We start from the raw sequence: 24,139 nt of genomic DNA, 5'->3' as shown, positions 1-24,139 counted from the left end.
TGCGCTCGGTTTTTATTTTTACAAACGTGCAATTTGCTCAAAAGTATCGGGAGATTTTTCTACCATTTTAAGCAATAACACTGCTTGAGGATTAGGCTTGGTTTTGCCTTGTTCCCACCCTTGATAAGTGCGTACTGAAGTTCTTAATTTACGCGCAAAAACTGCTTGCGATAAATTTAATTTCTCACGAATTGATTTCACTTCATCAGGGCTAATTTGAATGGGTTCAGGCTTTTTTAATGTGGTGGTTCTGAGCGTAATTTTACCCTTAAAATGTTGCTCTAATGCCTCTGCTCCTTGCATTAATTCTTCAAATAATCGACTCATTATTGCTTCTCCGCTAATGCTTTTAAATGTTCAAGAACTTTTGAAAACGCTTTTCATTCCTCAACACTTAAATCAACTTTTTCCGATTTATCATAGCCTGTAAATAGCCAAATTTGAGCGCCATTCGCATAGTAATAATAGATTACCCTAGCGCCAGCCCTTTTTCCTTTTTGTTGGACTGCAACACGAATTTTGCGTAATCCATGAATGTCTTGAATCACATCACCTTTTTCTGGTTCGGCTAATAATACTTACTGAAACTGCCGATATGCTTCATTGGTTAAATACTGTTGCCGAAATTTCTCAAAAGGAGGTAATTCAATAAATGATAATGTCACCGACACCTCACTATACGCCTAAAGCGTATAAAAAATAATAAAGATATTCCGTCTAATCAGGCATTTATATTTGCCAATTATCTTTTTTGCTTTTTTCGATCCCGCTCGCAAAATGATTTTTATCTTTTTAGTTTACTTCGTAAAAAATTTGTGAAAAACGACCGCTTGTAGGTCGTATCTAGCTTGATTTTCGGCTATAATTCGAAAGTTTTTTCTCATTTTTAGAAACCATTTTTCAAAATTTTAAAGGATAAGTTTATATGATGCGTTCTCATTATTGTGGCGATTTACGCAAATCACACGTTGGTCAAACCGTAACTTTAAGCGGTTGGGTACATCGTGTTCGTAACCTAGGTCGTTTTATTTTTATGCAAATTCGTGACCGTGAAGGAATTGTACAAGTTTTCTTTGATGAAAAAGATGAAGCGATTTTTAAAATTGCGTCAAGCTTACGCTCAGAAGCTTGTGTGCAAATTCAAGGTGAAGTGATTGCCCGTGATGAGTCGCAAATTAACAAAGAAATGGCGACAGGCGAAATCGAAGTTCTTGTGAAAAACATAGTAGTGTATAACAACGCTGACGTTTTACCACTTGATTTCAACCAAAACAATACCGAAGAACAGCGCTTAAAATATCGTTACCTTGATTTACGTCGCCCAGAAATGGCGGAAAAACTCAAAACCCGTGCCAAAATTACCAGCTTTGTGCGTCGCTATATGGATGATAACGGTTTCCTTGATATCGAAACACCAATGCTAACTAAAGCTACACCTGAAGGTGCACGTGACTATTTAGTGCCAAGCCGTGTACACAATGGCAAATTCTACGCATTACCGCAATCACCACAGCTGTTCAAACAGTTGCTAATGATGTCGGGTTTTGACCGTTACTACCAAATCGTAAAATGTTTCCGTGATGAAGATTTACGTGCGGATCGTCAGCCTGAATTTACCCAAATTGATGTGGAAACTTCATTCTTAACTGCAGAAGAAGTGCGTGAATTAATGGAGAAAATGATCCACGGTTTATGGTTAGATCGTTTAAACGTGGATTTAGGCAAATTCCCGATGATGACTTGGCATGAAGCAATGCGCCGTTTTGGTTCAGACAAACCAGATTTACGCAACCCACTTGAATTAGTGGATGTTGCTGATATTCTAAAATCGGTCGAATTTAAAGTATTTAATGCACCAGCTAACGATCCTGAAGGACGTGTTGCGGTGCTTCGTGTGCCAAACGGTGCCGAATTAACCCGTAAACAAATTGATGAATATACTAATTTCGTGAGCATTTACGGTGCGAAAGGCTTAGCGTGGGCAAAAATTAACGACATCAACGCTGGCTTAGACGGTATTCAAAGCCCAGTGGCAAAATTCTTCAATGAAGAGATTTTTAAAGCCCTCTTTGAGCGTGTTAATGCACAAAATGGCGATATCCTATTCTTTGGCGCAGACAAAGCGAATATAGTTGCCGATGCAATGGGCGCGTTACGTCTTAAAGTAGGTCGTGACTTAAATATCACGGATTTAACCGCTTGGAAACCACTTTGGGTGGTTGATTTCCCTATGTTTGAAAAAGACAGCGAAGGCAATCTTTCTGCAATGCACCATCCATTCACCTCACCTAAAGATTTAACCCCAGAGGAATTAGCAGCAAATCCTGTGAATGCGGTTGCAAATGCATACGATATGGTGATCAACGGCTACGAAGTAGGTGGCGGTTCGGTGCGTATTTACGATCCGAAAATGCAACAAACTGTGTTCGGCATTCTTGGTATTAACGAACAAGATCAACAAGAAAAATTCGGCTTCTTATTAGATGCATTAAAATTCGGTACCCCACCACATGCAGGTCTTGCATTCGGTTTAGACCGTTTGACTATGCTTATCACAGGTACAGAAAATATCCGTGATGTTATCGCCTTCCCGAAAACCACTGCAGCGGCGTGTTTAATGACCGAAGCACCAAGCTTTGCAAACCCGCAAGCGTTGGAAGAGCTTGGCATTTCGGTGATAAGCAAAGAGAAAGCAGAATAATAAGCGGTCAAAAAACGCGGATTTTTTGCAATGAAATACAAAAATCCTTACTCCGTTTTAGTTGTGATCTATGCTCAAAATTCAGGAAAAGTATTAATGCTTCAACGCCAAGACGATCCTGAATTTTGGCAATCGGTAACAGGTTCACTTGAACCAAACGAACAACCGTTTAAAACGGCACTTCGCGAAGTGAAAGAAGAAGTTGGAATTGATATTGTGGCGGAAAAATTTACGCTCATAGATTGCAATGAAACAGTAGAATTTGAGATTTTTCCGCATTTTCGCTATAAATACGCCCCTGAAATCACGCACTGCGTGGAACATTGGTTTTTGTTAGGGCTACCTAGCGAGCGTGCGCCCATTTTGACGGAGCATTTAGCGTTTGAATGGCTTTCGCCAGCACAAGCGATTCAACGAACAAAATCGCCGAATAATGCGCAGGCGATTGCAAAATTTTTAACAAACAATTCCCCTCTTTAGAAAGGGAGCGGGATCTATTCATATTAAATAAAGAAGGAAACAATAGCATGGCAGGTCATAGTAAGTGGGCTAACATTAAACACCGTAAAGCAGCACAAGATGCGCAACGTGGTAAAATTTTTACTAAATTAATTCGTGAATTAGTGACTGCTGCTAAATTAGGTGGTGGTGATGTCGCTTCTAACCCTCGTTTACGTTCAGCGGTGGATAAAGCGTTATCAAACAATATGACACGCGACACGATCAACCGTGCAATTGAGCGTGGTGTGGGCGGTGGCGATGATACCAATATGGAAACCAAAATCTACGAAGGTTACGGCCCAGGCGGTACTGCAGTAATGGTGGAATGTTTAAGTGATAACGCAAACCGTACCATTTCACAAGTTCGTCCAAGCTTCACAAAATGTGGCGGTAACTTAGGTACTGAAGGTTCTGTTGGCTACTTATTCAGCAAAAAAGGGTTGATTTTAATCGCTTCTGGCGATGAAGATGCACTAACTGAAGCAGCTATTGAAGCGGGTGCTGATGATATTCAACCACAAGAAGACGGTTCATTTGAAATTTACACCGCATGGGAAGATTTAGGTGATGTACGTGATGGCATTGAAAAAGCAGGTTTCAAAATTGAAAATGCTGAAGTAACCATGATTCCATCAACAACCGTTGAGCTTGATGCGGAAACAGCACCAAAATTATTAGATTTAATTAACCGTTTAGAAGATTGTGATGATGTACAAAACGTATATCACAACGGTGAAATCAGCGATGAAGTTGCTGCATTGCTATAAATTACAATACATAGCCAACTTTTGAAGTTGGCTTCTTTTTTTTACTTAAATTGAACTAAATTCAATAATCAAACATCTAATGAATGCGTTTAAAGCGTGTGTGTTTATCCCTAACATAAGGAATATAAAATGAAATTAACAAAATTTGCTTCGGCATTATCTTTAGCGACTCTTTTAGCGGCTTGCGCCACTGCTAGCGATGTAGCATCAACCGTAACTGAAGGCGCATCAAATGCGGCTTCAGCAACAACTAATGCAGTAAAAGAAGGTGCAAATGCTGTATCTACCAGCGTTTCAAACACGGTAAATACTGTAAAAAATAAATTAACTACATCTTCTAAAACTGTAGTTTACCAATGCCAAAGCAATAAAACCGTTGTTGCAAGCTATGAGTTTGAAGGTGAAAAAGCAATCAGTTCAACATTAAGCGTTAATGATGTAGCGGTAAAAGGGTTAATGCGAAATGAAAAAAATAAAGACTTTGCTTCATTCGAATCAAAAACACATGTCTGGAATCTAGATGATACTTTCACGCTTTCAACTTTTAATAAAACCGAAGCAGGAATGTTATTCAAAAAAGGTAAAAATGCAGATGAAATCCTTGCAAAAAACTGCGAAATTAATCAAACTGCAACAGCAAAATTAAATAAATAACAGATTGATTCGTTTAGATAAGCGGGCGGATTTGTAAATTTTTGTGCAAATCCGCCCGCTTGTTTTCATATATTGGACAAACTATGCCGATTATTTTAGGAATTGACCCTGGCTCTCGGGTGACAGGTTATGGCGTGATTCGCCAGACTGGACGCCATTTAGAATATCTAGGAAGTGGCTCAATTCGAACTTCTGTGGATGACTTACCTAGCCGTTTAAAACGTATTTATGCAGGGGTAACGGAAATTATTACCCAATTTCAACCCGATATGTTTGCTATTGAACAGGTATTTATGGCAAAAAACGCTGACTCGGCATTAAAACTAGGGCAGGCACGAGGCACTGCTATTGTTGCGGCGGTTAATCACGATTTGCCTGTTTTTGAATATGCTGCTCGTTTAGTAAAACAAACCGTAACAGGCATTGGCTCGGCAGATAAAATCCAAGTGCAAGATATGGTTACTCGGATGCTACAACTTTCCGCCAAACCGCAATCCGATGCAGCCGATGCTTTAGCAATTGCAATTACTCATGCGCATTCAATCCAGCATTCACTAGTGGTGGCAAAACAGAGCAACCAAAAAGTAACTAGCGATAAAGAACAAATCCTTGCCCTAATGAAAACCCGCTACAGCCGAGGCAGATTCCGCCTAAGGGGTTAGTGAGTAACCCAATGAAAGCGTTTACACCTGTTAAGTGAAAGGTGCGTTTGCTAACGCACCTTTCATGATTAAAACCACAATGCTATTTAATAACTTTGAAACACATTTCTATTTCCCAATGCCTTCTATATAACGCTGTAATTTCTATCGCTAAATAATCTATGTTATTGATTAGAAAAAAAGCGGTTAAATTTCCCAAAACTTTTGCAAATTTTCCTCTCTTAGAAAGCGAGAATATAGTGACGACGGTTTAGTTATTTCAACAACCTTTGGCTATTTAACACAACAGTGATCGAAGACATCGTCATCGCAATGGCAGCGATCATTGGGTTGAGTAGCCAACCTGTGAACGGATAAAGTACTCCAGCCGCTATGGGGATCGCAATCACGTTATACATAAAAGCACCTAATAAACTTTGCTTCATATTACGCAGAACCCGTTTAGCGAATGGCAAAATTTGCACAACAGGTGCTAAGCCCTGTTGCATCAGCGAAAGATCAGCGGTTTCCACCGCAATATCTGAGCCGTTGTGCATTGCGATACCAACATTAGCTTGCGCTAAAGCAGGAGCATCATTAATGCCGTCCCCCACCATCGCAACTTTTTTGCCCTGTGCTTGTAATTCTCGAATTTTATCCGCCTTTTGTTCAGGTAGTACTTCAGCAATCACGCCATCTAAGCCAAGTTGTTGTGCAAAATATTCAGCGGTAGTTTGGCGATCACCCGTTAACATTAAGCATTGATAACCTTCCACTTTAAATTGTTCGATCATCGCTTTAGCTTCAGGACGTAGCTGATCTTCAATAGTTAGTACACCAACCACTTGCTCATTTACTGCCATGAAAATTTGGGTGGCACAAGAAGCGGTCAGGTTTACTGCAGGATTTACAAATTTCGCATTACCAAGTTTGATTTTATCTGCCCCTATTTTAGCAAGCATGCCTGCGCCTCTTACGATTTGCACCTCGCTTACCTCACAAGCGGTCTGATTTTCTGCAAATTTTACTATGGCTTTCGCAATCGGGTGAGAAGCGTGTAATTCAAGACTTTTTGCCAATTGGAGCAAACGAGCCTGCTCAAATCCGTTAAAGGTTTGCACATTAGAAACAGTCATTTCCCCTGTAGTGAGCGTACCCGTTTTATCAAAGACCAAAGTATCAATTTCAGACCCAGCTTGTAGCGCTTCGATATTACGCACAAGCACGCCAAATTCTGCTGCGCGAGCTACGCCCGCAATAGTCGAAAGCGGAATTGCTAAACCAAGCGCACAGGGACAAGCAATAATCAATACGGTGGTAAAAATCGAAAGCACAAACGATAATTCTTTGCCTAGTAATAGCCAAATTAGACCGCTTATCAGCGCAATACTCACCACTACAGGCACGAAAACGCTCGCGACTTTATCCACAAATTGCGCAAGTGGTGGCTTACTGGATTGCGCATGGCGTACTGCATTAATCACACGAGCAAGTGCCGTTTGGTTACCGACTTGCTCCGCAATATAAACACCTGCACCGTCTTGGATAAGCGTACCAGCACGTACTTTATCGCCTACTTTTTTCTCAATCGGCAATGCTTCACCTGTGAGCATAGACTCATCCACCCAAATCGAACCGCTGGCTAATCTACCGTCCACCGCAAGACGATCGCCTGTTAATGCTTGCACCCGCATTTCTGGCTTGATGCCTTTGACTGGAATAGTTCGCGTTGCATTATTTTCATCAAAAATGACCGCTTGTTGTGGGGCGAAATCGAGCAATTTTTCTAGCGCTAATGAGGAGCGCTGTTTGGCTTTTAATTCAAGAAATTTACCTAAATTGATAAAGCCGATAATCATCACACTCGCTTCAAAATAAACGTGTGCGTTCGGCTGTGGAAATAAGGTTAGCCAGAAGGAATAAAGCCACGCGACACCTGTACTCAGGGCAACTAAAGTATCCATAGTGGAAGCTTTGTTTTTTAAACTTACCCATGCGCTGACAAAGAAATCTTTGCCCGCAAAATACATGGTAAATAAACTGACCGCTGCAGCGATAAACCAATAAAGTAAATTGCTTTCATTTGGCACCATTCCGATCACTAAACCAAGTGCAACTAAGCCAAAACCCACTACTAAAGCGCTGACAAACTGCCATTTTTTATGGCTTAACGTGCGTTGTGTTTGTGCTTGTTGTTTGATTCGGCGTGCTTGCTCGCTTTCTAAAATTTCTGCGCCAAAACCAATTTTCTCGACCGCTTGCACCATTGTTTGCGGATTTGCCTCACCTTGAACAAAGGCAGTTTGGTCGGCAAGATTGACTGCTGCAAAAGTAACGCCTTCAACTTTCATCAAGATTTTCTCAACTCGACGAACGCAGGCTGCACAATGCATACCGTCAATTAAAAGCTGATGTTCTTTCGTCATATTTTATGTCCTAAGAAAAGAATAAAAGGCTGAAAAACAACGGAATACGATGCATGTATTCCGTGTTTAGGGTTAGATGAGGCTTGCTTCAAAGCCAATATCATCTACTGCTGCAATCAGTACTTCAGCGCTTACTGTGCCTTCTACAACCGCTTGTTGTGGATCTAAGGTGACGGTTACCTGAGTTACGCCTTCTACCGCATTTAAGGCTTTTTCTACGCTTTTCACACAGTTGCCACAATGTAAACCATCAAGTTTAAGTGTAATAGTCATTTTATTTCTCCGTATAGTGAACATTTTGCGCTATGATAAAGCTTAACCCTAGGTTAAGGTCAAGAGGTAACTATGAATATTAGTCAAGCAGCAAAACAAGCCAATTTATCGGCGAAACAGATTCGAGATTACGAAAAAGCAGGGCTACTGCCACAAGCACAACGTTCTGCGACAGGCTACCGAATTTATTCTGAAGCGGATTTAGAGCGCTTGCATTTTATTAGTAATGCTCGAAAAGTTGGCTTTTCATTGATGCAAATTAGCGAATTATTAAAACTAAACGACGACCCTCAACGCACTAGCCGCGCGGTGAAACAACTTACCGAACAACATATTGAAGAACTTCAGCAAAAAATTGCCGATTTACAACAAATGTTAAATTTATTGAAAAGTTGGAGTAAGTCTTGTTGTGGGAATGACAGCCCCGAATGTTCGATTTTAAGCGGTCTAAAATACTAAATTTTTTGCAAAAATAGTAATTCTTACTTAGAATGCCAGCTTTTCCGTCCATTAAGAGAACTTAGTCATGTCTGATAAACGCTACGGTGCTGATGAAATTACCGTTTTAAAAGATCTTGAACCCGTCCAACTTCGCCCAGGTATGTACACGGATACCACTCGCCCAAACCATTTAGGGCAAGAGGTTATTGATAACAGTGTCGATGAGGCGCTATCTGGCTATGCTTCTCAAATAGATGTGATTTTGCATGCAGATAATTCCCTTGAAGTAATTGATAATGGGCGAGGAATGCCTGTGGATATTCATTCCACCGAGAAAATTTCAGGGGTAGAGTTGATTCTGACTAAATTACACGCAGGCGGAAAATTCTCGAATAAAAACTATACCTTCTCAGGCGGTTTACACGGGGTGGGGATCTCTGTAGTAAATGCGCTTTCTCAACGGGTAGAAATTAAAATTAAGCGTAATGGCGAAATCTATACAATAGCCTTTGAAAATGGGGTGAAGGTGGAAGAATTAGCCGTAGTTGGCACTTGTCCGAAAAAGCAAACAGGGACAACGGTTCGTTTCTACCCAAATCCAAAATATTTTGATTCAGCTAAGTTTTCAGTTAGCCGTTTACGTCATTTATTGCGTGCTAAAGCGGTGCTTTGCCCAAAATTAACCATCAACTTTGTCGATCATATTAATAACAATAATGAAACCTGGTATTACGAAGATGGTTTATCAGATTATTTAAGCGAAGCCTTAAAAGAGTTTGAATGCTTACCCAATCCGCCATTTATTGGCGATGTGGTGGCGGAAACTGAAGCTGTGAGCTGGGCGCTAACTTGGTTACCAGAAGGCGGTGAGTTATTGGCGGAAAGCTATGTAAACTTGATTCCAACAGCACAGGGTGGTACGCACGTCAATGGTTTGCGTAATGGCTTATTAAAAGCCATGGTGGAATTTTGTGAAATTCATAATCTACTGCCGAAAAGCGTTAAATTAACAGCGGACGATGTGTGGAATCGTTGTGCTTATGTGCTTTCATTGAAAATTCAAGAGCCTCAATTTGCAGGGCAAACTAAAGAACGTTTGTCATCTCGTCAGGCTTCTAGTTATGTGGATAGTACCATCAAAGATGCGTTTAGTTTATGGCTAAACCAAAATGTGCAAACAGGTAAACTGATTGCAGAAATGGCGATTTCATCGGCACAAAGCCGATTGCGTGCGGCCAAAAAAGTGGTGCGTAAAAAACTGGTGAGTGGCCCTGCGCTCCCAGGCAAGTTAGCGGATTGTACTTCGCAAGATTTAAGCCGTACTGAGCTTTTCTTAGTCGAAGGCGATTCGGCGGGCGGTTCAGCCAAACAAGCTCGTGATAAAGATTATCAGGCTATTTTGCCATTACGAGGTAAGATCCTAAACACTTGGGAGGTTTCTTCTGATCAAGTGCTTGCCTCTCAAGAAGTACATGATATTGCGGTGGCAATGGGGATTGATCCTGATAACGATAATTTAGATGAATTGCGTTACGGTAAGGTTTGTATTCTTGCCGATGCGGATTCAGATGGCTTGCATATCGCGACATTATTGTGTGCGTTATTCTTACGTCATTTCCCGAACTTGGTGAAAAATGGACATGTTTATGTGGCAATGCCACCGCTTTATCGCATTGATATTGGTAAAGATGAGGTGCATTACGCACTAGATGAAGCGGAAAAAGAGGCTATTTTGGCTCGTTTAGCAAAGAAAAAAGGTAAACCGAATGTGCAACGCTTTAAAGGTTTAGGTGAGATGAATCCAAGCCAATTGCGTGAAACAACCATGGATCCAAGTACACGCCGTTTGGTTCAGCTCACGTTAGACGAGTTGGATACAGTGGAAGAAAACGAGCCGAACACCTTTGAAATTATGGATATGCTATTGGCGAAGAAGAGGTCAGAGGATCGTAAACAATGGCTACAAAACCGAGGTGATCAAGCAGATTTGAGTGTATAGCTTTTTGGCTCGAAGCTAGTAGCTGTAAGCAAGCGGTCGAATTTTTCAGATTTTCTGCCAATTAGTTTTTGCAAAATTTGTAGAAATTCGACCGCTTACTTGTTAATTCAATGTTATAAAATAGCTAAAAATATTTTTGAGAAAGTTCACATTTTTATAACATTCTTATTTCTTTCCTTAAAATTTTGTGTATAGTGCCAGTGAATTTTTATTATCCAATTGTGGGGGCACTATGGAAGCCAATTCCTTATCCGTTAAGAAAAGCAATATGCGCAATAATCTGATTTTTATTGCAAATGTAGCGTTGTTTTTTATCCTTCTGAATACTTTACCTTTTGCGCCCGAAGCGAATAAAGGTTTAGCATTATTAGTTTTTGTTGCGGTACTTTGGCTGACCGAAGCGTTACATGTCACAGTAACAGCATTATTAGTGCCGATCCTCGCAATTGCACTGGGTTTAGTCAAATCGAAAGAAGCCTTAGTTGCATTTGCTGATCCAACGATCTTCCTTTTCTTTGGTGGTTTTGCGTTAGCAACTGCACTCCATATCCAACAATTAGACCGTTTAATCGCCAATAAAATCATGGCAATGGCAAAAGGCAAATTGTCGGTTGCGGTGATCTATTTGTTTGCGGTAACCGCCTTTTTATCTATGTGGATGAGTAATACTGCAACGGCTGCAATGATGTTGCCACTTGCCATGGGAATCTTAAGCAAATTAGATCGTGCAGAAAATCATAATACTTATGTATTTGTACTTTTAGGGATTGCTTATAGCGCAAGTATTGGTGGCATGGGAACCTTGGTTGGTAGCCCACCGAATGCGATTGTGGCTTCACAATTACATCTCACCTTTGCAGACTGGATGAAGTACGGTTTGCCAATGATGTTTATCTTAATGCCTTTGATGATTGGTGTGCTATATGTCGTATCTAAACCGAAATTTAATGTGCAGTTTGAGCAAACTTTTGAAAAAATTGAATTAAACCGTGATCGTATCTTAACACTTGTTATCTTTATGGTGATTGCATTGAGCTGGGTGTTTAGTTCTAAGCTTAACCCAATTATTTCAGGCTTATTAGGCTTAAAAGGCAATATCGGTAGCTTTGATAGCATTATGGCAATGGTAGCGGCTGCGTTAATTTGTATTACACGTGTCGCAACTTGGCAGCAAGTGCAAGAAAATACCGAATGGGGCGTGCTGTTCTTATTTGGGGGTGGTTTAACGCTTAGCGCTGTACTCGGTCAAACTGGCGCAAGTAAAATTATGGCAGACGGTATCGTGGCTTTAATTGACGGTAGCCATTTCTTCCTGATTGGCTTAATTGTGGCGGCATTTATTATTTTCTTAACTGAATTTACTTCAAATACTGCAAGTGCGGCATTATTAGTGCCAATCTTTATTTCAATTGCACAGGCGCTAAATATGCCTCCGCTTGGTTTGGCATTAATCATTGGTTTAGGGGCAAGCTGTGCCTTTATGCTACCTGTGGCAACTCCACCGAATGCGATTGTGTTTGGTACGGGACAGATTAAACAGAACGAAATGGTTAAAGCTGGTTTCTGGCTTAATATTATCTGTATTATCGTGATTGCAACGGTTGGCTATTTGTTCTGGCTGTAATCACAATTTGTAAAAAAAATCGTTAAAATCAACCGCTTACGCTCGATTCTCTGGTTTAGAACTAAACTGGAATCGGGCGTTTTTCGTCTAAATTGGTTGTACCTGTTTAAATTTATTTCCAAAATTTATGATATATCTCATGTTTTTGTATTTTGGTTATTTTATTGAAACGATTTTTTGATATAGTCACTTTGTTTTAAATAAATCGTAACATTTCAACCAAACTTGAAACATGAGGTAAATCGAATGCCTGAAGCTAAGCAATTTAAAGAAGATGTCGCTAAAAATCGCAGGAATACTATCATTTATATTTTTGATGTGATTTTATTTTTAGCATTACTCGCTTTCTTGCCCTTTGATCCCGCTCCAACTAAGGCGCTTGCCTTGCTTGCTTTTGTCGCTGTGTTATGGCTAACAGAAGCAATGCATGTAACAATCACCGCATTGTTTATCCCAGTGCTTTCGGTCTTTTTAGGCTTAGTAGAATCTAAGCAAGCGCTTGTGGCATTCGCTGATCCAACGATTTTCTTATTCTTTGGGGGCTTTGCGCTTGCAACAGCGTTACACATTCAAAAAATTGATAAGCTCATTGCCAATAAAATTATGGCGCTTGCCAAAGGTAATCTATTCGTCGCTGTGCTTTATCTATTTTTAGTTACTGCCGTGCTTTCAATGTGGATGAGTAATACCGCAACCGCTGCAATGATGTTACCGCTTGCATTAGGCTTACTTAGTAATATGGATAAAAATCGTGATCACGATACTTTTGCGTTTGTGGTTTTAGGTATCGCTTATAGTGCGGGGCTGGGCGGTATGGGGACGCTTGTGGGTAGCCCACCAAATGCAATTGCCGCATCACAGTTAGGCATTGGCTTCGCAGAATGGCTAATGTACGGTTTACCAATGGTCGCTATTTTATTACCAATGGCGTTAGTTGTGTTGTATTTTAACTTCCGTCCAAAATTTTCAGGAAGCTTTGAATATCATGCAGAAGATATTCCTATGACTCGCAAGCGTGTGATTACATTGGGTATTTTTGTAGTAATCGCACTGTGCTGGGTATTTGGTGGACAGGTAAATAGCTTTATTTCACCATTATTAGGGTTATCTAAAAATATCGGTAATTTTGATAGTATGGTAGCAATGGTTGCGGCACTTGCGCTGTGTGCTTCTCGTGTTACAACTTGGAACCAACTACAGGAAGGAACAGAATGGGGCGTATTATTCCTATTCGGTGGCGGCTTAACTTTAAGCTATGTATTAAGTCATACTGGGGCAAGTAAAATAATGGCAGAAGGTATTGTTTCACTGATTGAAGGTAAACATTACTATATTATTTGCTTGATTATTGCGATCTTTATTGTCTGCCTGACTGAATTTACTTCAAATACCGCCAGTGCAGCGTTACTCGTTCCCATTTTTATTTCTATCGCTGAGTCGCTAAATTTAGATCCGCGTGCCTTTGCATTAATTATTGGTTTCGGTGCATCTTGCGCCTTTATGATGCCCGTTGGTACGCCTCCGAATGCGATTGCATTTAGTACAGGTATAGTAAAACAACGTGATATGTTGCGCTCATATAAGCTCAGTATTGTTTGTACCGCAACGATTTCACTTATTGCATATTTCTTCTGGCTTGGTTAAGCCATCAAAAATCTCTAAAAGCGTAGTGTATGGGCTACGCTTTTCTATTTTTGTAACTGAATTTTCATGCAATTATTTTGAGTAAATAGCTATAAGGCAGGCTTTGGGTTATTTTATTTTGCTTAATTAATCATTTTCTTTATTTAGTAAAATAATTTATTAATTTTCTGTGTATCCCCTTTACTTTTGGTAAAAATCCGCTATTGTCGAATTTAGCGTCTATAACAGACCGATATGCAAACAATTAGAGGTATAACTATGTCAACAACCACCAAAAACCCTATGCGGGGTATAATCATTTTACTGTTGGATCTGATACTATTTTTTACGTTGCTGAAATTACTACCATTTAATCCGCAAGAAAATAGAGGGCTAGCATTGCTGATTTTCGTCGGTATTTTATGGCTGACCGAAGCTTTCCATATCACCGTAACTTCTTTGATGGTACCTGTCTTCGCCATTTTTCTTAATGTCTTATCAACTAAAGCTGCTTTCGCCCCTTTCTCTGAACCGATTATCTTTATGTTTTTTGGCGGTTTCGTTATTGCTGCTGTGCTTAATCTGCAAAAAATTGATTTATGGATCGCAAGCCATGTGATTCGTTTAGCAAAAGGGAATTTGAAGCTTACAATTATTTATTTATTTGGTGTAACTGCTGGGCTTTCTCTATTTATTAATAATACAGCGGTGGCCGCATTAATGTTGCCATTAACCCTTGGTATCTTGCATCAGTTAGATTTCAAACAAAACCGTAAGCTATATGTATTTGTGCTACTTGGTATTGCTTTTAGCTCAAGTATCGGTGGAATGGGAACGCTAGTTGGTTCTGCACCGAATGCCATTTTAGCTTCATACATTAAGGTCTCGTTTTCTGAGTGGTTGGCTTATGGTATGCCTGTTGCGATTTTATTAATGATCGCCATGGTGTTTTCTCTACTTGTGATACTGCGTCCGAATTTTAATGTGCCGTTTGAAGTGAATGTCGAAAATATTCCACTGACTCCAAAACGTTTAACAACTTTAGTCGTATTTGTGGTAACCGCCATTTTATTAACGTTTAGTAGTGTGATTGAGCCAATTTTACGCCAAGCTTTAGAATTAAAGGAATCGATCAAAAGTTTTGATGCTGTAATTGCCATGGTCGCAGTCGTAGTACTGTGTATTGCTAATACTGCCACTTGGTCAGAGATTCAAGCACGAGCGGAATGGGGGGTTTTAATGCTATTCGGTGGTGGCTTAACGCTTGGTATCGTTTTAAAAGATACGGGTGCAAGTAAAATCCTTGCAGATGGTATTGTGAATTATATCGGCAATAAACACTGGTTGATTATGACGATTTCTATGGCAGGATTTATTGTCTTTTTAACCGAATTTACCTCTAATACCGCAAGTGCTGCATTGATGATGCCAATTTTTATTTCGGTAGCTAATTCACTCGGTTTACCACCTATTTCATTAGCTGCAATTATTGCTTGCGGTGCCTCTGCAGCCTTTATGTTGCCGATTGCAACGCCACCAAATGCAATTGTATTTGCCACAGGTTATATCAAACAGAGTGATATGGTAAAAGTCGGTTTAATTATGAACCTCTCTTGTGTGTTCATTTTAGGATGTTTGTCGTATTTCTTCTGGACTACTTGGTGGTAACGCTCCATTTGGAGTGAAATATGGATGTTAAGCGGTCAAAATTTAGCTATTTTTTACAAATTTATGCAAGAATTTGATCTACATTCGCCCAAAATGGGTAGAAAATGATATAATCATGCTGTTTTATTTTTGAAACTTAAAAAAGAGGAACTTACTATGTCAGTTATTAAAATGGCAGACCTTGATCTTGCTGGTAAACGTTTATTTATCCGTGCTGATTTAAACGTACCAGTAAAAGATGGCAAAGTGACATCAGATGCGCGTATTCGTGCAACCATTCCAACCTTAAAATTAGCATTACAAAAAGGTGCTAAAGTAATGGTAACTTCTCACTTAGGTCGTCCAACTGAAGGGGTATTCGAAGAAGCGAACTCTTTACAACCTGTTGTTGATTACTTAAACGCTTCAGATTTAGGTGTGCCAGTACGTTTAGTACGTGACTACTTAGACGGTGTTGAAGTAAACGAAAACGAGATCGTAGTACTTGAAAACGTGCGTATCAACAAGGGTGAAAAGAAAAACGATGCTGAACTTGCAAAAAAATACGCAGCGCTTTGTGATGTATTCGTAATGGATGCTTTCGGTACGGCTCACCGTGCAGAAGGTTCAACTTATGGTGTAGCAGAGTATGCTCCAGTTGCGTGTGCTGGTCCTTTATTAGCTGCAGAGTTAGATGCTTTAGGTAAAGCATTAAAAGAACCACAACGTCCAATGTTAGCAATCGTGGGCGGTTCAAAAGTTTCTACTAAATTAACTGTTTTAGACAGCCTTTCAAAAATCGCAGACCAATTAATCGTTGGTGGCGGTATCGCAAATACTTTCATTGCTGCAGAAGGTCATCCAGTAGGTAAATCTTTATATGAAGAAGATTTAATCCCTGAAGCAAAACGCTTAGCCGCAGCAACTAATATCCCAGTTCCTGTTGACGTACGTGTTGGTAAAGAGTTCTCTGAAACTGCACCTGCAACAGAAAAAGCAGTAGCAGAAGTTCAAGCAGATGAATCAATTTTCGATATTGGTGACAAATCAGCAGAAGAGTTAGCAAATATCATTAAATCGGCAAAAACTATTCTTTGGAATGGTCCAGTGGGTGTATTTGAATTCCCTAACTTCCGTAAAGGTACAGAAGTCATTTCAAACGCAATTGCTGAAGCAACTGCAAATGGTGCATTCTCTATTGCAGGTGGCGGTGACACATTAGCGGCTATCGATTTATTCGGTATTGCAGATAAAATCTCTTATATCTCAACAGGTGGTGGCGCATTCTTAGAATTCGTAGAAGGTAAGGTTTTACCTGCAGTTGAAATTTTAGAGAAACGTGCAAACGGCTAATTAAAAAAATGTGGTTGGAAATTGCAAAGTTTTTGTGAAAACCGACCGCTAGTAGGGACACGGTACTTCGTGTTCATTGCAAAATTTAAGAAGGACGCAAGACATTGCGTCCCTACCTAATCATTTACAATATAGGAAACTTCAAAATGGCATTATTAGACATCGTAAAACCGGGTGTGGTAACAGGCGACGACGTTCAAAAAGTATTCGCTTATGCTAAAGCAAACAACTTTGCAATCCCAGCGGTAAACTGTGTAGGTTCTGACTCTGTAAACGCAGTATTAGAAACCGCAGCGCGTGTAAAAGCGCCAGTTATCGTGCAATTCTCTAACGGTGGTGCGCAGTTCTATGCTGGTAAAGGTATCAAACCGACCTCAGGTGCTCGTGCAGATGTTTTAGGTGCAATCGCTGGTGCGAAACACGTTCACGCTTTAGCAGAAGAGTACGGTGTACCAGTAATTCTTCACACAGACCATGCGGCGAAAAAATTACTTCCATGGATCGACGGTTTATTAGAAGCAGGTGAAAAACACTTTGCAGAAACAGGTAAACCATTATTCTCTTCACACATGATCGACCTTTCAGAAGAGCCAATGGAAGAAAACATGGCAATCTGCCGTGAATACTTAGCGCGTATGGACAAAATGGGGATGACGCTTGAAATCGAAATCGGTATCACTGGTGGTGAAGAAGATGGCGTTGATAACTCAGATGTTGAAGAGTCTAAATTATATACTCAACCAGAAGATGTGTTATATGTTTACGACCAATTAAACCCAGTAAGCCCACGTTTCACTGTTGCAGCTGCATTCGGTAACGTACACGGGGTTTACAAACCAGGTAACGTAAAATTAAAACCATCAATCTTAGGTGCATCACAAGAGTTTGTATCTAAAGAGCGTAACCTTCCTGCGAAATCAATCGACTTCGTATTCCACGGTGGTTCAGGCTCAAGCCGTGAAGAAATCCGTGAAGCGATCAGTTACGGTGCAATCAAAATGAATATTGATACAGATACACAATGGGCATCTTGGGAAGGTATCTTAAACTTCTACAAAGCGAACGAAGCATACCTTCAAGGTCAATTAGGTAACCCTGAAGGTCCAGATTCTCCAAACAAAAAATTCTACGATCCACGTGTTTGGTTACGTAAAATGGAAGAATCTATGTCTAAACGCTTAGAGCAATCTTTCGAAGACTTAAACTGTGTAAACGTTTTATAATAATTCACATTTGTAAAACATTAACCAAAAAAGACCGCTTGTTGGCGGTCTTTTTTTAGCATTTAACCGCTATGGCACTATTAGAAATTCAAAATCTTAGTAAGCGTTTTACTGATCGAATAGGCTTGTTTCGTAAGCAAGATTTTTACGCTGTACAAAATGTTTCTTTCAGTTTAAATAAACGAGAAACACTCGCCATTATTGGCGAAAATGGTGCAGGAAAATCAACCTTATCAAAAATGATTGTGGGTTTAACCAAACCAACTTCGGGCACGATGTTATTGCGTGGCAAGAAATTAAAGTTTGGAGATTATCAATTTCGCACCCGTCATATTCGGATGATGTTCCAAGATCCAAATTACGCTTTTGATCCAAATTACAATGTGGGACAAATTTTAGATGCGCCACTACGTTTAGCCACGACGCTAACGGAAGCCGAACGCAATGAGAAAATTTTCCATATGCTGAAGCTTGTTGGTATGTATCCAGAACACGCCCTTATTCATATTAAAGATACCTCAAGCAGTCAGAGACAACGTATTGCACTAGCACGAGCACTCATTTTAGATCCTGAAATTTTAATTGCGGATGATACGTTAAGCACATTAGATTTTTCGGTGCGTACCCAATTAACGAATTTAATGCTTACCCTCCAAGAACGATTAGGAATTTCTATTATTTATGTCGGGCAAAATTTAGGTTTAATTAAACATATTGCAGATAAGTTAATGGTGATGCATGAAGGCAATGTGGTTGAATATGGCAAAACCAAAGACTTATTACTAAACCCGCAAAATGCAATTACCGCACGTTTAATTGAAAGCCATTTTGGTAAACAGCTCACACCAGAGGCTTGGGCAGAATAAACTTTTAATCAAAATAATAATATTATGCAAAACAACGAATTTTTACGTGGTGTGAGAGAAGTTTCTCCAATGACGTTAGGCTTTATCCCACTTGGGCTTGTGCTTGGAGCGCAAGCTTCTCAAAAAGGAATGCCATTTTATGAAATCGGTTTACTCACAGGACTTAATTTCGCTGGTGGCTCAGAGTTTGCTGCGGTGAATCTTTGGGCACATCCACTAGCGATTAGTGTGATTGTTGCAGTTTCTATGTTAATTAACAGTCGCCATATCATTATGGGTGCTGCGCTTTCTCTCTATATGAAAAATATTGGGCGTTTAAAATCGTTCGGCTTACTCTTTTTTATGACCGATGAAGTGTGGGCGATGAATCTTGCTGACGCACAAAAACGCCCAGAAAAATCAATTAGTATTCCTTATTATATGGGCACAGCAATTAGCCTTTATATTATGTGGGTGAGTTCCAGTATGTTGGGCGCTTATATCGGGCCTTTTGTAGGAGATTTAGAGAAATTTGGCTTTGATATGTCCTTCACTGCGATTTTTTTAGTAATGCTAAAAGGAATGTGGAAATCTTTCAAATTGGCTCAGCCTTGGTTTGTGAGTTTATTCATTGCTGGCTTGGTATATCACACTGTTGATGGCGCTTGGTATGTGTTAGCAGGCGCTGTTTCAGGTATTTTATCCGCCTATATTTTACATCGAGGAGAAGAAAAATAATGGAATGGAGCGTTTTTCTTACTATTTTATTAATGGCATTTTCGACTTACCTCACACGTGCGATCGGTTTTGTGGTATTGCGTAATCGTAAATTAAGCCGAACCACCGAAAAAGTGATGGAAGCTGTTCCTGGATGCGTACTAATTTCAGTGATTGCGCCTGTAATTATGTCAGGCGATCTGGCAAATACTCTGGCGGTTGTGATTACCTGCTTAGCGATGTTGAAGTTTTCGCTATTTCCAACGGTGATTATTTCTATTATTGCAACGGGGTTATTGCGAACATTGTTTTAGCGCGCTCCCCCCGAAACAAGCGGTTTAATTAGCAAATTATTTCGAAATGATGTAGCAAATGCACAAAAGTGCGCGTTTTTTGCAAATTTAACCGCTTGAAAAAATATTTATAAGGGAATGAAAAATGGAATTAAAACATGTTATCGAACAGCGAAAAACGATTAAAATTTTTAATCCAAAAACCAATATTTCTCGTACTGAATTAGAAGAAATGTTGCGTTTGGCACAACTTGCGCCGTCTAAAGCAAATTTACAGCCGTGGCGCTTTGTCGTGCTGGATGACGTTGAACAAAAAAATAAATTATTAGATGTAGTGGCGTTTAATGCGCCGCCTTGCGAAACGGCTTCCGCGCTGATTTTAGTGCTGGCAGATTTACAGTATCAACAATTGCTTGGCGATATTTTAGATCATTCGGTTGCTATGGGTTGTTTACATCAACAATTTAGAGATCGATCTTTTGCATTTTTATCGGGGGTACATAACGAAACTTCCGAACAAGACATTCGAGATCAAGTGATTACTGACACCAGCCTAGCGGCAATGCAATTAATGCTTATCGCTAAAGATAAAGGCTACGATACACATGCGATTGGTATTTTTGATCGCAAAGCCGTGCTGGAGCGCTTAGCCGTTGATTCGGAGCGCTATTTACCCATTATGTTACTTGCAATTGGTAAAGCTGCAACGGCTGCTTTACCAAGTTGTCGTTTACCACTTGAATATACCGTTTCATGGAATAACGGGAAAGGTTTTAAAAAATAATAAAAAATAGTTTACAAGCGATCAAATTTCTAAAAAATTTTGCAAAAAAACCTGTAAATTTAACCGCTTGTAGCTTGTTTTAAAGAGAGGCAATATGCAACCAGTGAATACTTCAATATTAAATAAAATTATTTTTGCCAGCCGTTGGCTACAGCTACCTATTTATTTGGGCTTGATTATCGTGCAAGGTATCTACGCCTATAAGTTTATGAAATCGCTCTATAATTTGATTGTAAATCTTGGGGTCATGGACGAAAACACGATTATGCTCACTGTATTAAATTTGATTGATGTGGTGATGATTGCAAACTTGCTGATCATGGTCATTGTGGGCGGTTATGAAACCTTTGTTTCCAAACTACACGTGGATGATCACCCAGACCAACCTGAATGGTTACATCATGTAAATGCTTCTGTGTTAAAGGTGAAATTGGGGATGTCGATCATTAGTATTTCTTCAATTCATTTATTGCAGACTTTTATTAATGCAGCAAATTTAGATGAAAAAGCGATGCAATGGCAAGTGATCATTCATGTCACTTTTTTAATTTCTGCGGTAGCAATGGCTTATACGGATAAAATTTCGCATTCATCTAACGTAAAACACCGTTAAACCTATCACAATAATTTAATACATTTTTGTAAAAAGCGATTAGAATTAGATCGCTTTTATTTTTATCTATAAGTAAGGACGATTATGACAAAACATTATGACTATTTAGCAATTGGTGGCGGGAGTGGCGGTATTGCGTCAATTAACCGTGCAGCAAGTTATGGCAAAAAATGTGCGATTGTTGAAGCAAAATATTTAGGTGGAACCTGTGTAAATGTAGGTTGTGTACCGAAAAAAGTGATGTTTTATGGCGCGCATATTGCAGAAGCAATTAACAGCTACGCACCTGATTATGGCTTTGATGTGAGCGTTAATCATTTTGACTTTGCGAAATTAATTGAAAGTCGTGAAGCTTATATTTCTCGTATTCATACCTCGTATAACAATGTACTTGCAAAAAATAATGTGGATGTATTTAATGGTTTTGCAAAATTTGTGGATAGCAAAACGGTTGAGGTAACTTATGCTGATGGTACCACCGAACAAATCACCGCTGATCACATTTTAATTGCAACAGGCGGTCGTCCTTCTATTCCTGCAGTAAAAGGTGCTGAATACGGTATTGATTCCGATGGTTTCTTTGCATTACGTGAATTGCCAAAACGTGTAGCTGTAGTGGGTGCAGGCTATATTGCAGTGGAAATTGCAGGTGTATTAAATAGCTTAGGTTCAGAAACACATTTATATGTGCGCCAACACGCTCCTTTACGTAATCAGGATCCGCTCATTGTTGAAACATTGCTAGAAGTTTTAGCACAAGATGGCATTAATTTGCATACTCAAGCGGTTCCACAAGAAATCAGTAAAAATGCAGATGGTTCATTCGTATTAAAATTAGTGGATGGACGTGAAACAACTGTTGATTGCGTGATTTGGGCGATTGGTCGTGAGCCAGCTTGCGATAAGATCAACCTTGATGTAGTAGGCGTGAAAACCAATGCACGTGGTCAAATTATTGTAGATAAATTCCAAAATACCAACGTACCAAATATTTATGCGGTAGGTGATATTATTGAAGGCGGAATTGAATTAACACCCATTGCCGTAGCCGCTGGTCGTCGTTTATCAGAGCGTTTATTTAACAATAAACCAAACGAACATTTAGACTATAACTTAGTGCCAACGGTCGTATTTAGTCATCCGCCAATTGGTACTGTAGGCTTAACAGAACCTCAAGCGATTGAGCAATACGGTGCTGAAAATGTGAAGGTTTATAAATCTTCATTTACAGCAATGTACACTGCAGTAACTCAGCACCGCCAACCTTGCCGAATGAAACTCGTATGTGTTGGTAAAGAAGAGAAAATCGTTGGTTTACATGGAATTGGTTTCGGTGTGGATGAAATGATTCAAGGTTTCGCGGTGGCGATTAAAATGGGCGCAACAAAAGCTGATTTTGACAACACTGTGGCGATTCATCCAACAGGCTCAGAAGAATTTGTAACTATGCGATAATTATAATAATATATCAGGTAAGTAAACTTTTTTGTTTACTTACTTTTTTTGTCTTATTAGGAATGAAATTTACATGAAAAACTTATTAGTCGCTTTAGGCGCAAGTTTTCTCTTAGCGGGATGTTTTGATGAACCGAAAAAGCAGGATGCAGACTCGGCTCAAAAGCCAGCAGAGCAAAGCCAAGCTGAAGCAGGAGTAAAATCTGAGGAAAAAACCTCAAAGCAAAAAAATGCTGAAGAGAGGAGTTCTTCAGAAAAATCAGACAAAGCTGTAAATACAGATAAGTCAGAAGCTAAAGCGGTAGCGCCTTCGATAACAGAAGCGAAAAGTAGTACAGTTAAATCTGTGACTGGGCGAGATAAAAACACAGAAAAACGCCATAAACCAGAGAAGAGCGTTGTGAAAAAATCAGTAAGTTCGTCCCATGTAACAAAACTTGCCAATAAAACAAAGTCAGCTAAACGCCGTAAAGATGTTGATGGGACTTATGAAAATGGCAAATTAGTGAGTAACTTCTCACCAGAAGAATTACGTGTTGGCGCACAAACTCCAATGACAGCTAACGAAATTCTTCACGAAAAAATGCAATGCCGTTATCCATTTATGTCTCAGCAAGAAATTGCTGATAATAATTGCGGTGTGAAAACTGTAACAATTTCCTACTAAATCTAAATTTGCAAAGAGGGCTAAATTTAGCCCTCTTTTCATTTATACCAAAATAGCTTTTCACTGGTTTGCCAAATGGTTTCGGCAATTTCTGAAGCACTTTCTGTGCGTAACTCGCATAGTGATTGAAAACTTACCCTTAAACGCTCTGGGCAATTTGGCTCTCCTTGAAATCCAAATACCGGCATATCTGGCGCATCTGTTTCTAACAATAAGCAGTCTAATGGCAATTTGCGAATAGCCTCTCTGGTTTTATTTGCTCTTGCATAAGTAATAGTACCACCTACGCCAATTTTGTAGCCCAAATCCACAAAGCGTTTTGCTTGTTCATAACTCCCCGCAAAGCCATGTACCACGCCTGTTTCTGTGAGTTGCGCTTTCCTTAAAAAGAGCGAAAGTTGATCATGACTTTTACGGGAATGTAAATTTACAGGTAAATTAAACCGCTTAGCAAAGGCGAGCTGCGCTTCTAAATAGAAGCATTGTTTGCGCCAAAGTTCAAGCGTACAAACATTCTCAACCGCTTTTTCTAAGCCAATTTCAGCTATTGCGGTACATTGTGGATCTCGTTTAGCGAATAGCGTTTCAAGTAGATCCAAATGAGCGATTTGATGTTGCTGAATATAAAGTGGATGCAATCCTAACCCATACACCAAATGAGCGGGCATTTTTTGAGCACAAGCGGTCACTTTTGCAAAGTTTTCTGCAAATACCGAGACGATCAAAATTCGTTCAACATTTTGGGCCTTGGCATTCTCAGTTAATTGTGGAATGCTAAGTTGCAGGCTTTCGGATAAGTAATCAAGGTGGGTATGAGTGTCAAAAAAGCGCATAATGTTTAGATCTTTAAAAAAGAAAAAAGCGAGGAAATTTTCCTCGCTTTTAAGCTATT

General features: G+C 39.7%; 24 protein-coding genes. 19 read left to right on the top strand and 5 right to left on the bottom strand.

The annotated features are described in order from the left end of the window. Positions 1-18: 18 nt before the first annotated feature. Both F8M47_RS06805 and F8M47_RS12265 read right to left on the bottom strand, forming a co-directional pair. Positions 19-327, bottom strand: coding sequence for a helix-turn-helix domain-containing protein (locus F8M47_RS06805; protein ID WP_150539378.1), 309 nt, complete (start codon positions 325-327; stop codon positions 19-21). 53 nt (positions 328-380) lie between these two features. After that, positions 381-548 carry a type II toxin-antitoxin system RelE/ParE family toxin gene (locus F8M47_RS12265; protein ID WP_244298076.1) on the bottom strand — a complete coding sequence of 56 codons (168 nt, stop codon included), beginning with the start codon at positions 546-548 and terminating at the stop codon, positions 381-383. A gap of 377 nt (positions 549-925) precedes the next feature. Between F8M47_RS12265 and aspS the strand changes: the two genes are divergently transcribed. From aspS to ruvC, 5 genes are all read left to right on the top strand, one after another. Further along, positions 926-2,701 carry an aspartate--tRNA ligase gene (gene aspS, locus F8M47_RS06795; RefSeq protein ID WP_150539377.1) on the top strand — a complete coding sequence of 592 codons (1,776 nt, stop codon included), beginning with the start codon at positions 926-928 and terminating at the stop codon, positions 2,699-2,701. A gap of 30 nt (positions 2,702-2,731) precedes the next feature. Continuing rightward, positions 2,732-3,181 (top strand): dihydroneopterin triphosphate diphosphatase, encoded by a 450-nt coding sequence (gene nudB, locus F8M47_RS06790; RefSeq protein ID WP_150539376.1) that lies wholly within the window; start codon positions 2,732-2,734, stop codon positions 3,179-3,181. A gap of 47 nt (positions 3,182-3,228) precedes the next feature. After that, a complete protein-coding gene (locus tag F8M47_RS06785) occupies positions 3,229-3,969 on the top strand; it encodes a YebC/PmpR family DNA-binding transcriptional regulator (RefSeq protein WP_150539375.1) in 741 nt (246 codons plus the stop codon). 129 nt (positions 3,970-4,098) lie between these two features. Continuing rightward, a complete protein-coding gene (locus tag F8M47_RS06780) occupies positions 4,099-4,623 on the top strand; it encodes a hypothetical protein (protein ID WP_150539374.1) in 525 nt (174 codons plus the stop codon). A gap of 83 nt (positions 4,624-4,706) precedes the next feature. Then, positions 4,707-5,285: a crossover junction endodeoxyribonuclease RuvC gene (ruvC, locus tag F8M47_RS06775; RefSeq protein ID WP_150539373.1), complete on the top strand. Its 579-nt coding sequence runs from the start codon at positions 4,707-4,709 to the stop codon at positions 5,283-5,285. Positions 5,286-5,539: 254 nt separating this feature from the next. Here ruvC and F8M47_RS06770 read toward each other — a convergent pair whose 3' ends face one another. After that, positions 5,540-7,690 (bottom strand): heavy metal translocating P-type ATPase, encoded by a 2,151-nt coding sequence (locus F8M47_RS06770; RefSeq protein ID WP_150539372.1) that lies wholly within the window; start codon positions 7,688-7,690, stop codon positions 5,540-5,542. 72 nt (positions 7,691-7,762) lie between these two features. Continuing rightward, positions 7,763-7,963, bottom strand: coding sequence for a heavy-metal-associated domain-containing protein (locus tag F8M47_RS06765; protein ID WP_150539371.1), 201 nt, complete (start codon positions 7,961-7,963; stop codon positions 7,763-7,765). A gap of 72 nt (positions 7,964-8,035) precedes the next feature. On the opposite strand from F8M47_RS06765, the gene F8M47_RS06760 reads away from it, so the two are divergent. The 14 genes from F8M47_RS06760 to F8M47_RS06695 all read left to right on the top strand — a co-directional run bounded on the left by F8M47_RS06760 (position 8,036) and on the right by F8M47_RS06695 (position 23,247). Further along, positions 8,036-8,422 (top strand): Cu(I)-responsive transcriptional regulator, encoded by a 387-nt coding sequence (locus F8M47_RS06760; protein WP_150539370.1) that lies wholly within the window; start codon positions 8,036-8,038, stop codon positions 8,420-8,422. A 67-nt stretch (positions 8,423-8,489) separates the two neighbouring features. Continuing rightward, positions 8,490-10,403, top strand: coding sequence for a DNA topoisomerase IV subunit B (parE, locus tag F8M47_RS06755; RefSeq protein ID WP_150539369.1), 1,914 nt, complete (start codon positions 8,490-8,492; stop codon positions 10,401-10,403). Positions 10,404-10,635: 232 nt separating this feature from the next. Then, on the top strand, positions 10,636-12,027 hold the full coding sequence (locus F8M47_RS06750) for a DASS family sodium-coupled anion symporter (RefSeq protein ID WP_150539368.1): 1,392 nt from the start codon (positions 10,636-10,638) through the stop codon (positions 12,025-12,027). 246 nt (positions 12,028-12,273) lie between these two features. After that, positions 12,274-13,671 (top strand): SLC13 family permease, encoded by a 1,398-nt coding sequence (locus F8M47_RS06745; RefSeq protein ID WP_150539367.1) that lies wholly within the window; start codon positions 12,274-12,276, stop codon positions 13,669-13,671. A gap of 258 nt (positions 13,672-13,929) precedes the next feature. Beyond that, entirely contained in the window at positions 13,930-15,318 is a 1,389-nt protein-coding gene (locus tag F8M47_RS06740) for an SLC13 family permease (protein ID WP_167509604.1), read from the top strand. A 156-nt stretch (positions 15,319-15,474) separates the two neighbouring features. Beyond that, complete coding sequence (locus F8M47_RS06735; protein WP_150539366.1) at positions 15,475-16,650, top strand: phosphoglycerate kinase; 1,176 nt, start codon at positions 15,475-15,477, stop codon at positions 16,648-16,650. Positions 16,651-16,796: 146 nt separating this feature from the next. Then, a complete protein-coding gene (fbaA, locus tag F8M47_RS06730) occupies positions 16,797-17,873 on the top strand; it encodes a class II fructose-bisphosphate aldolase (protein ID WP_150539365.1) in 1,077 nt (358 codons plus the stop codon). Between the two features lie 71 nt (positions 17,874-17,944). Continuing rightward, entirely contained in the window at positions 17,945-18,739 is a 795-nt protein-coding gene (locus F8M47_RS06725; RefSeq protein WP_150539364.1) for a peptide ABC transporter ATP-binding protein, read from the top strand. Between the two features lie 24 nt (positions 18,740-18,763). Beyond that, positions 18,764-19,456 (top strand): AzlC family ABC transporter permease, encoded by a 693-nt coding sequence (locus F8M47_RS06720; RefSeq protein WP_150539363.1) that lies wholly within the window; start codon positions 18,764-18,766, stop codon positions 19,454-19,456. Then, entirely contained in the window at positions 19,456-19,749 is a 294-nt protein-coding gene (locus F8M47_RS06715; protein WP_150539362.1) for an AzlD family protein, read from the top strand. Before F8M47_RS06720 ends, F8M47_RS06715 begins: the two co-directional genes overlap by 1 nt. Positions 19,750-19,873: 124 nt before the next feature. After that, a complete protein-coding gene (locus F8M47_RS06710; RefSeq protein ID WP_150539361.1) occupies positions 19,874-20,512 on the top strand; it encodes a nitroreductase family protein in 639 nt (212 codons plus the stop codon). A 94-nt stretch (positions 20,513-20,606) separates the two neighbouring features. Further along, positions 20,607-21,125: a TIGR00645 family protein gene (locus F8M47_RS06705; protein WP_150539360.1), complete on the top strand. Its 519-nt coding sequence runs from the start codon at positions 20,607-20,609 to the stop codon at positions 21,123-21,125. A gap of 84 nt (positions 21,126-21,209) precedes the next feature. Then, complete coding sequence (gene gorA, locus F8M47_RS06700) at positions 21,210-22,580, top strand: glutathione-disulfide reductase (protein WP_150539359.1); 1,371 nt, start codon at positions 21,210-21,212, stop codon at positions 22,578-22,580. Between the two features lie 73 nt (positions 22,581-22,653). Then, positions 22,654-23,247, top strand: a complete 594-nt coding sequence (locus F8M47_RS06695) for a putative periplasmic lipoprotein (RefSeq protein WP_150539358.1) — start codon at positions 22,654-22,656, stop codon at positions 23,245-23,247. A 38-nt stretch (positions 23,248-23,285) separates the two neighbouring features. Here the strand turns inward: F8M47_RS06695 and F8M47_RS06690 are convergent, their stop codons facing one another. Beyond that, positions 23,286-24,080, bottom strand: a complete 795-nt coding sequence (locus F8M47_RS06690; protein ID WP_150539357.1) for a TatD family hydrolase — start codon at positions 24,078-24,080, stop codon at positions 23,286-23,288. Positions 24,081-24,139 lie beyond the last annotated feature (59 nt).

It is taken from the genome of Actinobacillus vicugnae, assembly GCF_901687125.1.
In the GTDB taxonomy this organism is placed as follows: Bacteria; Pseudomonadota; Gammaproteobacteria; order Enterobacterales; family Pasteurellaceae; genus Actinobacillus; species Actinobacillus vicugnae.
Note: the sequence above shows the minus strand (reverse complement) of the source record. Positions and strands in the feature narration are given on the sequence as shown.

Bases quoted from the DNA above. Each gene is read 5' to 3' on its own strand.
- F8M47_RS06785 (WP_150539375.1), top strand. From the start codon at position 3,229: ATGGCAGGTCATAGTAAGTGGGCTAACATTAAACACCGTAAAGCAGCA.
- F8M47_RS06720 (WP_150539363.1), top strand. From the start codon at position 18,764: ATGCAAAACAACGAATTTTTACGTGGTGTGAGAGAAGTTTCTCCAATG.
- parE (WP_150539369.1), top strand. From the start codon at position 8,490: ATGTCTGATAAACGCTACGGTGCTGATGAAATTACCGTTTTAAAAGAT.
- fbaA (WP_150539365.1), top strand. From the start codon at position 16,797: ATGGCATTATTAGACATCGTAAAACCGGGTGTGGTAACAGGCGACGAC.
- F8M47_RS06805 (WP_150539378.1), bottom strand. From the start codon at position 327: ATGAGTCGATTATTTGAAGAATTAATGCAAGGAGCAGAGGCATTAGAG.
- F8M47_RS06695 (WP_150539358.1), top strand. From the start codon at position 22,654: ATGAAAAACTTATTAGTCGCTTTAGGCGCAAGTTTTCTCTTAGCGGGA.
- ruvC (WP_150539373.1), top strand. From the start codon at position 4,707: ATGCCGATTATTTTAGGAATTGACCCTGGCTCTCGGGTGACAGGTTAT.
- F8M47_RS06745 (WP_150539367.1), top strand. From the start codon at position 12,274: ATGCCTGAAGCTAAGCAATTTAAAGAAGATGTCGCTAAAAATCGCAGG.
- nudB (WP_150539376.1), top strand. From the start codon at position 2,732: ATGAAATACAAAAATCCTTACTCCGTTTTAGTTGTGATCTATGCTCAA.
- F8M47_RS06705 (WP_150539360.1), top strand. From the start codon at position 20,607: ATGCAACCAGTGAATACTTCAATATTAAATAAAATTATTTTTGCCAGC.
- F8M47_RS06770 (WP_150539372.1), bottom strand. From the start codon at position 7,690: ATGACGAAAGAACATCAGCTTTTAATTGACGGTATGCATTGTGCAGCC.
- F8M47_RS06750 (WP_150539368.1), top strand. From the start codon at position 10,636: ATGGAAGCCAATTCCTTATCCGTTAAGAAAAGCAATATGCGCAATAAT.
- F8M47_RS06780 (WP_150539374.1), top strand. From the start codon at position 4,099: ATGAAATTAACAAAATTTGCTTCGGCATTATCTTTAGCGACTCTTTTA.
- aspS (WP_150539377.1), top strand. From the start codon at position 926: ATGATGCGTTCTCATTATTGTGGCGATTTACGCAAATCACACGTTGGT.
- F8M47_RS06760 (WP_150539370.1), top strand. From the start codon at position 8,036: ATGAATATTAGTCAAGCAGCAAAACAAGCCAATTTATCGGCGAAACAG.
- F8M47_RS06765 (WP_150539371.1), bottom strand. From the start codon at position 7,963: ATGACTATTACACTTAAACTTGATGGTTTACATTGTGGCAACTGTGTG.
- F8M47_RS06715 (WP_150539362.1), top strand. From the start codon at position 19,456: ATGGAATGGAGCGTTTTTCTTACTATTTTATTAATGGCATTTTCGACT.
- F8M47_RS06735 (WP_150539366.1), top strand. From the start codon at position 15,475: ATGTCAGTTATTAAAATGGCAGACCTTGATCTTGCTGGTAAACGTTTA.
- F8M47_RS06710 (WP_150539361.1), top strand. From the start codon at position 19,874: ATGGAATTAAAACATGTTATCGAACAGCGAAAAACGATTAAAATTTTT.
- F8M47_RS06740 (WP_167509604.1), top strand. From the start codon at position 13,930: ATGTCAACAACCACCAAAAACCCTATGCGGGGTATAATCATTTTACTG.
- gorA (WP_150539359.1), top strand. From the start codon at position 21,210: ATGACAAAACATTATGACTATTTAGCAATTGGTGGCGGGAGTGGCGGT.
- F8M47_RS06690 (WP_150539357.1), bottom strand. From the start codon at position 24,080: ATGCGCTTTTTTGACACTCATACCCACCTTGATTACTTATCCGAAAGC.
- F8M47_RS06725 (WP_150539364.1), top strand. From the start codon at position 17,945: ATGGCACTATTAGAAATTCAAAATCTTAGTAAGCGTTTTACTGATCGA.